The organism is Neobacillus sp. PS3-40 (assembly GCF_030915485.1).
Taxonomy (GTDB): domain Bacteria; phylum Bacillota; class Bacilli; order Bacillales; family Cytobacillaceae; genus JAUZPL01.
The window spans coordinates 2,373,555-2,386,347 of the sequence record NZ_CP133266.1 but is presented as its reverse complement, the minus strand read 5'-3'; the positions used below and the strand labels follow the sequence as shown (position 1 = coordinate 2,386,347).

Genomic DNA, 12,793 nt, shown 5'->3' with positions numbered 1-12,793 from the left:
TCCTCTCTAGCAGTTCTACTATCGTTATATTTTTCTTTTTCATTAAGGCTCTTTTCTTAAACTTTGTTGCTAGTTGAAACTAAATTAGAATGGTATTCCAGTTTACAGATAAAAACCGTAGGAAGTTTTTAAGAAAAGAGCACGATACCATTGTTATTTCGGGTTTTTAGACTAGGTACGAAAAACAACAATCTATGCGAAAACAGCCTTCATTAAATACAAATAGAAAAATGCTTTGGAATAGTCCAAAGCTAGTTATTGAATAAGAAAATCATATTGATGATAATCTGGGTTTCTTTCCAACGCTTCCTGGCAGTCCTCGCAGATGGAGGTAATCAAAATATCTCCGGATGGATCATATGTTATCATTTCTTGCCTTTCCTGCTCTGTTAATTTATGAAATCCTAGTGATTCACTGTGTACGGATGTCTTTTCTATAGAACCTACTTTTGTCCCACAATGACGACAATGATAATGGATAGCCACTACATTCCCTCCTTGTTCAAACTCCTTTTTATAGTATGAACCTTTTAGAGGAAACTTATTCAAGTAGGCAATTTATCTACTTATTGTATTCGACAAGTAGATAGATCATGAATACTTACTGGTTAAATTCATTCATCACTTGCAAAAAGGGATTAGTTAGCCAACTTTCACAAGCCTCTGCACTCTTTTTGACAGCCTCCTGTATCTCAACTTGCTCTTCCTTTTGGAATCTACCCAGTACATAATCGGCTATGTTCATACCGCTCACAGGGCGATCAATTCCGACTCGAATTCGGTTAAATTGCTGCGTCCCTAAATGGGAAATCGTTGATTTAATCCCATTATGTCCACCTGCGCTTCCTTTTTGACGAAGCCTTATTTTTCCTACAGGCAAATCAAGATCATCAAAGACAACAAGAAAATTCTCCATATCAATTTGATAATAGTCCATAATAGCTCTTATCGATTCTCCAGATAAGTTCATATAGGTAAGTGGCTTTAATAGCAATATTTTTTCCCCTTTATAAAAGCCAATACCATAAAATCCTTTTAACTTTGATTGATTTAAAGGGATACCAAACTGGTCTGAGAGCCTATCAATTACTTCAAATCCAATATTATGTCTCGTTTGTTCATATTGCCTACCGGGGTTCCCCAAGCCAACAATCAACTTCATATTTCCTACCTCTTCCGGTCTTGTAAACCTTTTAAAGAATTTACCTATCATATTTTTCTCCTGAACTATTTAATAACTGTTAAACAATGATGGTTTATCAACAATATAATTAATGGTAAAAGACGTAACCAATATGAGGTTACGTCTTTCCCAATTATTCTCCAACAGGCTTTGTTTCTCTTCCTTCTTCATTTTCAGGATGACCTGGTGCTTGTTGCTCGCCTGAATTAATTTCTTCTTCCTGTTTCGGAGGAAGAATGGAAGCAATGACTTCTTCTGCATCGTGTTGGATCATATAAGATCCGTTGGTGTTAATATCTGCAATAGTTACGGTTTCTCCTACTTGTAGATTGGTCACATCTACTTCAACTTGCGGAGGAATCCCTGCAGGAGTAGCACTTATAGATAGTTGATGAAGTGGTTGTTGTAAGACCCCACCATCTTTAACCCCAGCGGCTTCACCTACAAGGACGAGCCGAACATCGACATTTATTTTTGATGATTTATCTACGGCAAGAAAATCCGCATGGGTAATTTCCTTCTTCAGTGCATCTGATTGAAATTGCGTTAACATCACATCTTGTTTACTGCCATCCAGATCCAGTGAAAAGACACCATTCCGACCAACTTCACGAAGTGTTTTTGTTAAGTCCGCCGAACTCACAAATACTGGTTTACTTTCCAAACTAACTCCATATATTACCGCTGGAATATTGCCACTGTTCCTAATCTGCTTCAATGCAGATTTTCGGAATTCCTTGCGCTCTTTTGCTTGTAAAACAGGGCTCATAATTTTGTCACCTTCCTAATTTAGTTCATAACCGTCTCTATAAAAAATGCCCCAAAACAGGAAGGTCTAAACGTAAAATTTCTGATTACCAATGAAAACACGCAAAAGAAAACAGGATGGTATTTTTATTCAAATTTACTTATAAGAATTGAAAGTTCGTACTAATGGTGATCAATCAAACAAAGTGCTGACAGATTGCTCCTCATGAACGCGAATAATTGCTTCACCGATTAAAGGCGCTACAGATAAATGTACGATTTTTTCGCTTCTTTTCTCTTCTGGTAGACAAATGGAATTCGTAATAACTAATTCCTTAATCTTTGAATTATCGATGCGCTCGATAGCAGGACCAGATAGTACTGGATGCGTACAGCATGCATAAACTTCAGCTGCACCATTTTCGACTAATGCGTTAGCAGCGAGTGTAATCGTGCCCGCTGTATCAATAATATCATCAATTAAGATGGCAACCTTACCTTCGATATTACCAACAATATTCATCACTTCTGCTACATTTGGTCTTGGACGACGTTTGTCAATAATCGCAATCGGAGCCTTTAAGCGCTCTGCCATTTTTCTAGCCCTTGTTACCCCTCCATGGTCTGGAGAAACAATAACAATGTCACCCTTTAATGCTTTGTTTTTAAAATAGTCAGCTAAAATTGGAACACCCATTAAATGATCAATTGGAATATCAAAGAACCCTTGAATTTGGGGAGCATGAAGGTCCAGAGTGATAACACGAGTAGCGCCAGCTGTTTCAAGTAAATCCGCAACCAATTTCGCTGTAATTGGCTCACGAGCACGTGCCTTTCGATCCTGTCGAGCATATCCATAATACGGCATTACTATATTAATTGTTTTTGCTGAAGCGCGCTTTAACGCATCAATCATAATTAGCAATTCCATAATATGCTCATTTACAGGAGAACTAGTGGATTGGATTACGTACACATCACAGCCGCGGATGCTTTCTTCAATGTTAATTTGGATCTCACCATCACTAAATCTTGTGACAGTATTTTTTCCTAATTCCACACCGATTACATTTGCTATTTCCATTGCAAGGGGAAGATTAGAATTCAAGCTAAAAACCTTTAAATTTGGATCTAAGTATTGATTTGACATGATGGTCCTCCAATAGTCACTTATTTCTTCTGATTAAGCTTTTGAACGTAATTTTCCTTATTTACTTGACGTGCACGGGCGATGGATAATGCATCACCAGGGACATTTTCCGTAATCGTTGATCCAGCAGCAACATATGAACCTTTTCCAATTGTAACTGGAGCTATGAGGTTTGAGTTACAGCCGATAAATGCATCATCTTCTATTTTGGTTAAAAATTTATTTTTACCATCATAATTCACCGTAATTGTTCCGCATCCAATATTAACATTTTTGCCAACTTCGGCGTCACCAATATAGCTTAAATGAGAAGCTTTGCTTCCATCGTCTAAAACTGCCTTTTTAATTTCAACAAAGTTTCCAATTTTCACCTTGTCATGGATAGAAGATTCTGGACGAATATGAGCAAATGGTCCAATATTTACATGGGAGCCAATCGTACTTTTTAAAGCAACAGATTGGCGAATCACGGTTGCATTACCTACATGGCAGTCAGTAATTTCCGTGTTAGGACCAATATGACAATCCTCACCAATAACGGTATTACCTTTTAAAAGTGTTCCAGGATAAATAATTGTGTCCTGTCCAATTGAAACATCTGCATCAATATATGTATTGGAAGGATCGACAATTGTAACACCCTTTTTCATATGGTTTACATTAATACGATTTCGCATAATCTTCTCAGCCTCAGCCAAAGCTACCCGATCATTAATCCCTAACGTTTCTTCAAACTCATCCGTTAGAAAGGCTGTTACTACTTCGCCTTGTTTTTTTAGAATCTCAATAACATCTGGCAAGTAGTACTCTCCCTGGACATTATCATTCGATACAAGATCTAGACTTGCAAATAATGCTTTATTGTCGAAACAAAACGTCCCTGTGTTAATTTCATTAATAGCACGTTCTGCTTCAGTTGCATCTTTATGCTCAACAATCTTTTCAACAAGACCAGCTTTATTTCGAATGATACGGCCGTATCCTGTCGGATCATCTACCTTGGCAGTTAAAATCGTTGCTTTTGCAGATAATTCTACATGCTGTTTAAATAGAGCTTCAAGTGTTTCTGATGTAATTAAAGGAGTATCTCCACAAATAACAATGGTTATACCTTCTTTTCCATTTAGAATTTCTTTTGCCTGTTTAACTGCATGAGCCGTCCCAAGCTGTTGTTCTTGCAAGACATATTTGCTTTGTTCACCCAGCTGTGCTTGCACTTTTTCCGCTCCATGGCCAATAATGGAAACTATTTCTTGTATGTTAAGCTTTTCGATTTGATCAACAACATGTTGTACCATCGGTTTACCACAGACAGGATGAAGCACTTTATAAAGTTTAGACTTCATACGGGTCCCTTGTCCTGCAGCTAAAATTACGGCATAACGATTAGACATGAACTAGCCTCCAATTTTACCTTTTTATCCACTAAAAATATTATCTTAAATGCTCACTTATTTCAAGGATAGAAAGCAAAGAGCCTATAATTGGTATAAATTTTTTTTGGTGGGACTATTTATGTGTAAGAGGATTTGTTAGTTAACGAGGCAAATTAAAAAAGGCCAAGCGCCTTGTTTAGCCTTGACTAGCACTGGAGGAATAAGCGAAAAATAATGAGTGCTTATGCTTAATTATGTTCTTTTTTTACAAAAAAATCCAAAAGCCTATTTTAAAATTTCCTTAACAATAAAAAGAGCCTTACTTTAAAGGTAGGCCCCTGTTGAAAAGTTTTATGAAGCTCCAGCTTCTTCAAATTCTACTTCTAATTCACCTAAGCGTTGGTACTCAGCTAAAACTGCCTCTTGAATTTTGCTGCGTGTTCCTGAGTTAATGGGATGCGCAATATCGCGAAACTCCCCATCAGGAGTGCGCTTACTTGGCATCGCCACAAATAAGCCATTGTTTCCATCAATCACGCGGATATCATGAACAACAAATTCATTATCTAATGTGATTGAAGCGATTGCTCTCATGCGCCCATCCGTAGTTACACGCCGTAATCTTACGTCAGTTACCTCCATGTGTCCACACCCTTTTTCCAAGATAGAAATCTAGTTATTAAATTCAACAGAAATTTCTAATTTCCTTCTTATTTACATAAAAATTTCTAGAAAAAAAGGGCAAAATAGTGAACTTTTGAAAAAAAAGGAAAAAACCGTCGATTATTTAATGAGGGCTACTACTTCAATTTCTATTAAAGAATCTTTAGGTAAGCGGGCTACCTCTACACATGATCTTGCAGGCTTGTGAGTAACAAAGTATTCCCCATAAATTTCGTTAACAGCTGCAAACTCATTCATGTCTTTAATAAACACTGTTGCTTTGACAACTTGATCAAACGATGAACCTGCAGCAGATAATACAGCCTCTAAGTTTTGGAAAACCTGTCTTGTTTGTTTTTTTATATCGCCTTCAATCATGTTCCCATCAATAGTCAATGGAATCTGCCCTGAGCTGTAAAAAAGATTATTGACAATAATTCCTTGAGAATACGGCCCAATGGCAGCAGGAGCTAGTTTTGTTTGAACAGCCTTCATAATGTACCTCCACAAATAATTAAATTTTTATATCGGTCTTCATTTTTGTTTATTATATTTTAACACCTTGTTCGTTTTGCATATTTAGACTTCCCGATGTGCAGAAAAATAATTTCCTTCGTGAACACTAATTGTTTTTTCCTTCACATCAACATCTGATAGCTGGATAAGGGATAAATATTCATCTACAAGTCGTTCGTTGATTTTTTCTGCTTCAACTAAGACAGCTATTCCAGCCACTTTTGCATTAAATTCCTCTAGTAAGCTAATCATTCCCATTACGGTTCCGCCAGCTTTCATGAAATCATCTACAATTAAAACTTTTGAACCTTCTGCCAGGCTCCTCTTAGACAATACCATTGTTTGAATTCTTTTTGCTGAACCAGATACATAATTAATACTTACTGTTGGTCCTTCTGTTACCTTATTGTCGCGTCTGACAATGACCACAGGCGCATTTAAATGACGAGCAACAGCATAGGCAATAGGAATTCCTTTTGTCGCAACCGTCACTACAACATCGATCTTAGAACGCGCATAAGCAGAGGCAATCATTCGACCCACCTTTTGAACAATTGTTGGATTTCCAAGAATATCTGTTAAATATAAATATCCTCCGGGCAAAAGGCGATCAGGGTTGGCAATTAGTCCACAAAGTTCTTGGACAAATAACTTCGCCTCTTCCTCACCGACCTTTACAAAGAACTTAACTCCCCCCGCAGCACCTGAAACTGTCTGCAGTGATCCAATACCCCTTTGTTCAAATGTCTCTTTAATGATTACCAAATCCTCACTGATTGACGATTTTGCTGACGAATACCGCTCCGAAAAAAAGGTCAAGGATACAAGTTGATGCGGGTGCTCAAGCAAATAATTCGTCATATCAATCAAACGTTCACTGCGACGGAATTTCATGTTTTACCTCCAAAAAAGACGAATATTATAAAAGGAATATATCATTAATGTACGGGTTTAATCAAGTGGATAGCGCTCTCCAAGAATTCGAACTGCGAATACTTGATCACAAAACCCTCTAAGCCCATTATAAATTCGATGCATTCTTGAATCATGCTGTACCATTCCAAAAACCGTTGGCCCACTTCCACTCATCAAAACGGCATCAGCGCCAAAACGTTTCATTTGATCTTTAATTTGGGCCACCTCAGGATGAAGATGTAACGTTACATCTTCAAGAACGTTTCCAACATGACTTATAACCTTCTGATAATTATTATTCTCTAACCCTTGAATCATCTCATCTAAATTAGGATGCATCATCCCTGTTAAATCGAGACGACGATACACTTCTGCCGTCGACACTCCTATAAATGGCTTCGCTAGGATTATCCAGCATGTCGGTGGGGGTGGAAGTTCTACGATCTTCTCTCCCCGCCCTTTGGCAATAGCTGTTCCCCCATATACACAAAAGGAAACATCCGAACCTATTTCAGACCCAATTACCGCTAACTCATCCAATGTTAAACCAAGCTTCCACAGCTTATTAAGGCCTCTTAACGTTGCTGCTGCATCACTCGATCCACCCGCTAATCCTGCTGCAACAGGAATATTTTTTTCAATCGTAATCGTAACACCCTTTTTAACTTGGTACCGTTCCTTAAGAAGTTGCGCTGCCTGATATGCCAAATTCCGCTGGTCATCTGGAACAAAACGATTGTGCGAAAGGATATTAATTTTATCTGAATCTAATAATGTCAGTTCAACCCGGTCAGCCAAATCAATCGTTGTCATAATCATTTCGACTTCATGATAACCATCTGGACGTTTATATAGAACATCTAATGAAAGATTAATTTTAGCTGGCGCTTTTACCACAAGCTTCACTCAAACTCACCTACTTTTGAAATTTCCGCAATCCACATTTTGTCCTATTTTACCACAAAAAGCGAAATGTAAGACATCCTCACCAAAAATGCTATTCAAAATATATATATTAGCACGTCAAGGAAACGAAAAAAAGGTCAGGAATTATCCCTGACCTCGTCGTGATGAATGTCTTGTTTAAACATTAAGAAGTGAGCATTGTTACGCTAAAGGATAGTGGTCTTACCTGGACTTGAGCAACTGTTGTTCAGCGAGTTCGATAGCACGTTTGACCATATTCCCCGCATCCCTTGCTCGAATACCACCCCAACCTTCCTTTTTGACGACATCATAAAAACCAAGCTCTTTGGCAAGCTCTTCTTTAAAACGATCAGACATGACACCTCTTCTTCTGCCCATCTAAACAACCCCTTTCAACATTCACGACATTCTTAGTATGCAAAAGGGGGTCCTATTTCATGTTGTTCTTTACGAATCTGTAGATATCTTTTTTAGTTAATCAGAATTTATATCCATAAATTCTGCTAGCGAATAAGGGCAACTACATCTCTGTCATCGCCTTTATGCGGTCACCAATCGGCGAATTTTCTTTAAAGTATATGTTAGGTTTTCATCAAAAATAAGTGGTAACAAAACCTCGGAAAAAGTAAAAAGCAGCAAACCGATTCGTTTACTGCCAGCTAAGGTTTTTATGTTTAGCTCAACGCTACATGTCCTGTTGCATCTTCATAGAAGGTAATTTGAACTGTTTCTGTTAACACATCAGCATAGCTGTATGAAACACGTTCAAATGCATTTTCATCTTGATCTAACTCAATTACAAAAACAGAAGGGTAAGTTTCAGCTAAAACACCGGAACGCTCAATCGTCTTCCTACGTCCTCCGTTTGCTTTAAGCAATAGTCTTTTCCCTAAATTCGAGTCGAGCCCCAATTTAATATCGGCTAAGGTCTTCGGCATTTGGTCCACCTCACTATGTAAAGTATAACACACTGACACAGTTATGTCAAACAAAAACTTAAATTATATCAGTCCAACAAAAAGTTTGTCAATAACTTTTTCCTTTCTTTTTCTGCAAATTTTCAACATATTTAGATTTGCCTTATTTTGAATGGAATATGTAGGGTACATAACAAAAAAAGCCTTTATATTCCTTTAAAGGCTTTTTCTATTCTTCATGTACTGGCAAATATGGCATCCCTGTTCTTAATACCCCTCTTGTTTCAATTCCACCAAGACCTTTCTCCCCGGTTAAGGTATTCCTCAATACATCCCAGACATTAATTCTTTCCATAAAGGGCGTAAAACTAATTTTCGCTACGATATAGACTGGATCTAATGCATGGATATTAATTCGGGATGGCGAACTTGCAAAATTCGCCCCTGCTTGAATAAGGGATTCGAAGTGCGATTGGCATGCACCAGCAAAAATAACCAATTGATCCAGATGGGGGATTTTTCTCCGCGCTTCAATTACCGTTTCTGCAAAATGTTTCGAATGGCGGTAAGCGTTGATATCATTAATTTTCCCCTTTGCCTTTGAATAGGCATCATGACCTGTTATAACGAGTATATCAGGGCGGTAATAGTCGAGAAGCTGACCTATTTTACTGGACATTTCTTTTTCACTACAATGTATTCCAAAAACAGGTATACCAATTTTTTCATATAAAGTAAGACATTTTTTTAAATAAGCTGGATCTCCATCTAAATGAAGTACTTTACCTGGTATTTGAAAATAATTTGTTTGTTTTGCATATCCTCCAGATACTTCATATTCCTGTCTTTGTTTTAACAAATCAACATCCTGGGTAAAAAGTCTAAAGGATTGTTCTTCAATAGATCTATATTCCTGTGTAAGCTTCACCCGTTCATTTGGATTAATCACAATTAAATCGTCATATGGAGAGTCTGCTACAAGGCGGAAATCTTCCCCATAAAGGACTGCAAATTTTTGACCATTTCGTTCACCAATATCAATTACTCGAAACAGAATATCACAGTTATATGACCGTCTAGCAACAACATCCATCAACTTAATATTCACCGAAGTCACTCCAATAAGACCAGACAAAAGGCCATTCAAATAAAGTACCTCTCATAGGCTATGCAACCACGTACTTATTTGTGACATTCTTTGGAGTACCACTCCAATCGAAATAAAGAAAATTCACCGATTAGCGCACAAAAACGAAAGTAGCCCAGCCCTTAGCGGGCTAGGCTACTTTTGCGAGACAGTCAAAAACTAGTGAAAGTTTGCATATAATTCATCCGCTAATCGCGCAAATTCTTCAAGAGAAAGAGTTTCTCCTCTTCTAGACGGGTCAATTCCACTCTTATGTAATGCGTCTAGGATCTCATCCTTTTTTTGCTTTCCATCTTGAAGCCCACTTGTCAAATTATTCAACAAAGTCTTCCTTCTTTGTGCAAAGCTTGTCTTTGTTACCTGAAAAAAGAAATCCTCATCTTTAACTTGGACTGCAGGCTTTTCTCTTTTCGTCAACCGAATAACAGCTGAATCCACATTGGGCTGTGGAACAAACACTGTTTTCGGAACAATCATCACTATCTCAGCCTCCATATAATACTGAATGGCGATTGAAAGAGAACCATAATCCTTTGTACCAGGCTTTGCAGAAATTCGGTCTGCTACTTCCTTCTGAAGCATCACGACTATACTGCGTATAGGAAGCTGTTCCTCGAGAAGCTTCATAATAATCGGTGTGGTTACATAATAAGGCAAGTTCGCAACAACCACTAGGTCTTCAATTTCTTTAAACTCTTCTTTTATAACTTCCTTCACATCCGCCTTTAAGACATCCTGGTGAATGACCTTGACGTTTGAATAAGGAGAAAGTGTCTCCGCTAAAATAGGGAGTAATCTTTGATCAATCTCAAAGGCAACAACCTTTTTACTGCTTCGGGCAAGCTGTTCTGTAAGTGCTCCAATTCCTGGGCCAATTTCTATCGCTCCAGTGCCTTCTCCCATTTGTGCGAAATGAACAATTTTTTTCAATATGTTTGTATCAATAAGAAAGTTTTGACCAAGACTCTTTTTAAAGGAGAACCCGTATTTTTCAAGAATACCTCTAGTTCTCACAGGGGTAGCAATATCTTTATGCATTTTCTTCCTCCTGAAGTATTACAGTGAGTGCAGTTGCAAATTCCTGCCTGCTAATTTGAAACATCATTAGACGTTTATGCAGCTGCTTTCCGTTTGTATATCCAATTTTCAAAAGCTTACCGAGTTTTATCCTTCGTTCCTTTGCTTTATCGCCACCAACAAGACCTGCCGTTACGAGATCGCCCTGGGTCATTTCTTCTAAAATAGTTTCGTGCATTAACTGTGCATCCTTTAATGCTTCTCTAATCATTTTAGGGTCGGCATGTTCAACTCCAAGTCCCTTACCTTTTTTACTTATCGCATCTTCTTTTGCCAAAAAGGCATGTTTACAGCCCTGAACCTGTGCAGAAATTGCCTTTCTAATTTTTTCACCAGGATAATCAGGATCCGTAAAAATAATGACGCCCCTCGTTTCTTGAGCTAATTTTATTTTCTCGATTGTTTCCTGATTCAATGCAGATCCATTTGTTTCAATTGTATCAGCATCCACTGCTCTTTTTATGGTTGTTGTATCATCTTTTCCTTCAACCACAATAATTTCTTTAATTCGCATAATTCCTCCACATATAAAAAAATTCAAAATTGAAAAGAAATTGAAACATTTTTGTAATGTCCATCGTCTATAATACTGAAAACCTTCATACATTGAATTAGAAGCTTTACTCCGAACAATTACAACCCTTTTGCTGTTAGTATAAAGAAAAAGGCTGGAAAAGCAAAATAACTTGAGCCACTATCAACGATTCTAAAAATACAAATGTAGAGAACAAACTAACCTAATTATTCAATTTGAACAATGTAACCATCACTTTATTGTTAGTGAAGAATGTATTTTTGCTCAGATTAAATTTACTTATTTTGCGACGCTCTGCCCTTTTCCCTTTTCCATCCAAAGCAAAATGCAGAGGAAAGATCCTCTGCATGGAAAGATAAGATTAATTTAGAACCTTAATTTTTACTTTTCTAGTACCCCAGCGATAGGCTTCTGCTTTGGACGAAAAGAAAACATCAATTCGAAATCCTTTTATATTTGATCCCGTATCAGCAGCGACCGCATATCCATAGCCATCCACATAGACTTTTGTTCCTAATGGAATGATTCTAGGATCAACAGCAATCACTTTAGAATTTGGGTTAGCGTGAAGGTTAATACCCGTTGCTGTATTCCCTGAACAGCCATTACAATCAGCTGTATAAGCGGTTGTATTTACATAATATTCTTCTCCATTACTTCCTTCGCCACGCGAAACCTGTTGGGCCAGTTCCTTCGTTCCTACAGCTACTACTTTATCCTGCTTTTCTTTAACCTTATTTTCACTAATTAGCTTCCTTGAAACCTCTTTGCCATTTTCAAGAATTACTTCAAACTTTCTTGAGGCAAGCCCTTGCTGCCCTTTCGAGACAATCTTTTCTTTTCCTTTTGCTAAACTGCTATCTTTCCTTGTTACTACGGCAAATAGTATTGGTTCTTCCACTACATCGGTGACTTTTTCTACTCGAATGACGTTAATAACACCATTCTCTCTGATTTTCTCAGATAATGATGGTTCAACTCGGTCTAATTGTTTAAGTTTAATACCCTGTTGTGTTAAAAAGTCAGCGACCGTAGTCGAAGTGGACCATACTTGATGTTGTTGTTTTCCGCCGTCAACCAGAGTAAGATGATTTGCTACCTTAATTTCAATCTTCATCTTATCTTTGATTGCATCTTGCGATCCAGGTGAGATTTGATCATGTTCGTTCAAAACCACTTTCTGCTCTTTTAAGAGATCTCCAACCGTGTTGGCTGTTGTCCAGACCGTTTTCTTCTCGTTGTCTTTTACAATGCGAACCTGTCTTGCTTGTTTCCAAGTAATTTTCAAGTTTTCCTGCAACTTAGAGCCTTTCTTGGGAAACAAGTAGTCCTGTGAGCGAGTCACAACATGCAACTCGTTTAATAAATCTTGAACGGTATTTGCATGTGTTTTGATGATCTTTGTTTGACCATTAAGCGTTAGTGCCACACTCTTTTTCGATCCCTCATTGAAAAGAATCCCTAAAGTTGCCGCAAAAACTACAAAACTAGCAAAAATAATCGTCCATTTTTTATTTCTCAAAGACTTAGAAAACAGATTTTTCATGTTTTTGAATACGATGAAAAACGCCTCCTTTTCCTGAGAGTGATTATAAAGAACTTAACTATCAACTGTCAACCTTTGCATTTACCTGAATGTA

The 12,793-nt window shown here is 37.6% G+C and carries 15 protein-coding genes; all 15 read right to left on the bottom strand.

The features are described from left to right. Positions 1-255: 255 nt before the first annotated feature. The gene (locus RCG20_RS11615; RefSeq protein WP_308180322.1) at positions 256-486 is read right to left on the bottom strand and encodes an anti-sigma-F factor Fin; all 231 of its coding nucleotides are present in this window, start codon (positions 484-486) and stop codon (positions 256-258) included. Between the two features lie 115 nt (positions 487-601). Then, positions 602-1,162, bottom strand: a complete 561-nt coding sequence (pth, locus tag RCG20_RS11610) for an aminoacyl-tRNA hydrolase (protein ID WP_308184333.1) — start codon at positions 1,160-1,162, stop codon at positions 602-604. A 154-nt stretch (positions 1,163-1,316) separates the two neighbouring features. After that, positions 1,317-1,952, bottom strand: coding sequence for a 50S ribosomal protein L25/general stress protein Ctc (locus tag RCG20_RS11605; RefSeq protein WP_308180321.1), 636 nt, complete (start codon positions 1,950-1,952; stop codon positions 1,317-1,319). 171 nt (positions 1,953-2,123) lie between these two features. Further along, positions 2,124-3,080 (bottom strand): ribose-phosphate diphosphokinase, encoded by a 957-nt coding sequence (locus RCG20_RS11600; RefSeq protein WP_308180320.1) that lies wholly within the window; start codon positions 3,078-3,080, stop codon positions 2,124-2,126. 20 nt (positions 3,081-3,100) lie between these two features. Further along, positions 3,101-4,474 (bottom strand): bifunctional UDP-N-acetylglucosamine diphosphorylase/glucosamine-1-phosphate N-acetyltransferase GlmU, encoded by a 1,374-nt coding sequence (glmU, locus tag RCG20_RS11595; RefSeq protein ID WP_308180319.1) that lies wholly within the window; start codon positions 4,472-4,474, stop codon positions 3,101-3,103. Positions 4,475-4,807: 333 nt separating this feature from the next. Continuing rightward, a complete protein-coding gene (spoVG, locus tag RCG20_RS11590; protein WP_308180318.1) occupies positions 4,808-5,098 on the bottom strand; it encodes a septation regulator SpoVG in 291 nt (96 codons plus the stop codon). Positions 5,099-5,239: 141 nt separating this feature from the next. After that, positions 5,240-5,617: a RidA family protein gene (locus RCG20_RS11585; protein WP_308184332.1), complete on the bottom strand. Its 378-nt coding sequence runs from the start codon at positions 5,615-5,617 to the stop codon at positions 5,240-5,242. Positions 5,618-5,698: 81 nt separating this feature from the next. Then, on the bottom strand, positions 5,699-6,529 hold the full coding sequence (gene purR / locus RCG20_RS11580; RefSeq protein WP_308180317.1) for a pur operon repressor: 831 nt from the start codon (positions 6,527-6,529) through the stop codon (positions 5,699-5,701). Positions 6,530-6,586: 57 nt separating this feature from the next. Further along, the gene (gene ispE, locus RCG20_RS11575; RefSeq protein ID WP_308180316.1) at positions 6,587-7,456 is read right to left on the bottom strand and encodes a 4-(cytidine 5'-diphospho)-2-C-methyl-D-erythritol kinase; all 870 of its coding nucleotides are present in this window, start codon (positions 7,454-7,456) and stop codon (positions 6,587-6,589) included. Between the two features lie 222 nt (positions 7,457-7,678). After that, positions 7,679-7,855: a small, acid-soluble spore protein, alpha/beta type gene (locus tag RCG20_RS11570; protein WP_308180315.1), complete on the bottom strand. Its 177-nt coding sequence runs from the start codon at positions 7,853-7,855 to the stop codon at positions 7,679-7,681. Positions 7,856-8,151: 296 nt separating this feature from the next. Then, positions 8,152-8,415 (bottom strand): biofilm formation stimulator Veg, encoded by a 264-nt coding sequence (gene veg, locus RCG20_RS11565; RefSeq protein WP_308180314.1) that lies wholly within the window; start codon positions 8,413-8,415, stop codon positions 8,152-8,154. A gap of 208 nt (positions 8,416-8,623) precedes the next feature. After that, entirely contained in the window at positions 8,624-9,502 is an 879-nt protein-coding gene (yabG, locus tag RCG20_RS11560) for a sporulation peptidase YabG (protein ID WP_308180313.1), read from the bottom strand. Between the two features lie 198 nt (positions 9,503-9,700). Beyond that, a complete protein-coding gene (gene rsmA / locus RCG20_RS11555; RefSeq protein WP_308180312.1) occupies positions 9,701-10,579 on the bottom strand; it encodes a 16S rRNA (adenine(1518)-N(6)/adenine(1519)-N(6))-dimethyltransferase RsmA in 879 nt (292 codons plus the stop codon). Then, positions 10,572-11,132, bottom strand: coding sequence for a ribonuclease M5 (rnmV, locus tag RCG20_RS11550; RefSeq protein WP_308180311.1), 561 nt, complete (start codon positions 11,130-11,132; stop codon positions 10,572-10,574). Before rnmV ends, rsmA begins: the two co-directional genes overlap by 8 nt. Positions 11,133-11,514: 382 nt before the next feature. Beyond that, entirely contained in the window at positions 11,515-12,699 is a 1,185-nt protein-coding gene (locus RCG20_RS11545) for a ubiquitin-like domain-containing protein (protein WP_308180310.1), read from the bottom strand. Positions 12,700-12,793: the final 94 nt, after the last annotated feature.

What these genes read in the sequence shown, in the direction of transcription:
- pth (WP_308184333.1), bottom strand. Translation starts at nt 1,162, where the DNA reads ATGAAGTTGATTGTTGGCTTGGGGAACCCCGGTAGGCAATATGAACAA.
- RCG20_RS11605 (WP_308180321.1), bottom strand. Translation starts at nt 1,952, where the DNA reads ATGAGCCCTGTTTTACAAGCAAAAGAGCGCAAGGAATTCCGAAAATCT.
- RCG20_RS11600 (WP_308180320.1), bottom strand. Translation starts at nt 3,080, where the DNA reads ATGTCAAATCAATACTTAGATCCAAATTTAAAGGTTTTTAGCTTGAAT.
- glmU (WP_308180319.1), bottom strand. Translation starts at nt 4,474, where the DNA reads ATGTCTAATCGTTATGCCGTAATTTTAGCTGCAGGACAAGGGACCCGT.
- spoVG (WP_308180318.1), bottom strand. Translation starts at nt 5,098, where the DNA reads ATGGAGGTAACTGACGTAAGATTACGGCGTGTAACTACGGATGGGCGC.
- purR (WP_308180317.1), bottom strand. Translation starts at nt 6,529, where the DNA reads ATGAAATTCCGTCGCAGTGAACGTTTGATTGATATGACGAATTATTTG.
- RCG20_RS11570 (WP_308180315.1), bottom strand. Translation starts at nt 7,855, where the DNA reads ATGGGCAGAAGAAGAGGTGTCATGTCTGATCGTTTTAAAGAAGAGCTT.
- veg (WP_308180314.1), bottom strand. Translation starts at nt 8,415, where the DNA reads ATGCCGAAGACCTTAGCCGATATTAAATTGGGGCTCGACTCGAATTTA.
- rsmA (WP_308180312.1), bottom strand. Translation starts at nt 10,579, where the DNA reads ATGCATAAAGATATTGCTACCCCTGTGAGAACTAGAGGTATTCTTGAA.
- rnmV (WP_308180311.1), bottom strand. Translation starts at nt 11,132, where the DNA reads ATGCGAATTAAAGAAATTATTGTGGTTGAAGGAAAAGATGATACAACA.
- RCG20_RS11545 (WP_308180310.1), bottom strand. Translation starts at nt 12,699, where the DNA reads ATGAAAAATCTGTTTTCTAAGTCTTTGAGAAATAAAAAATGGACGATT.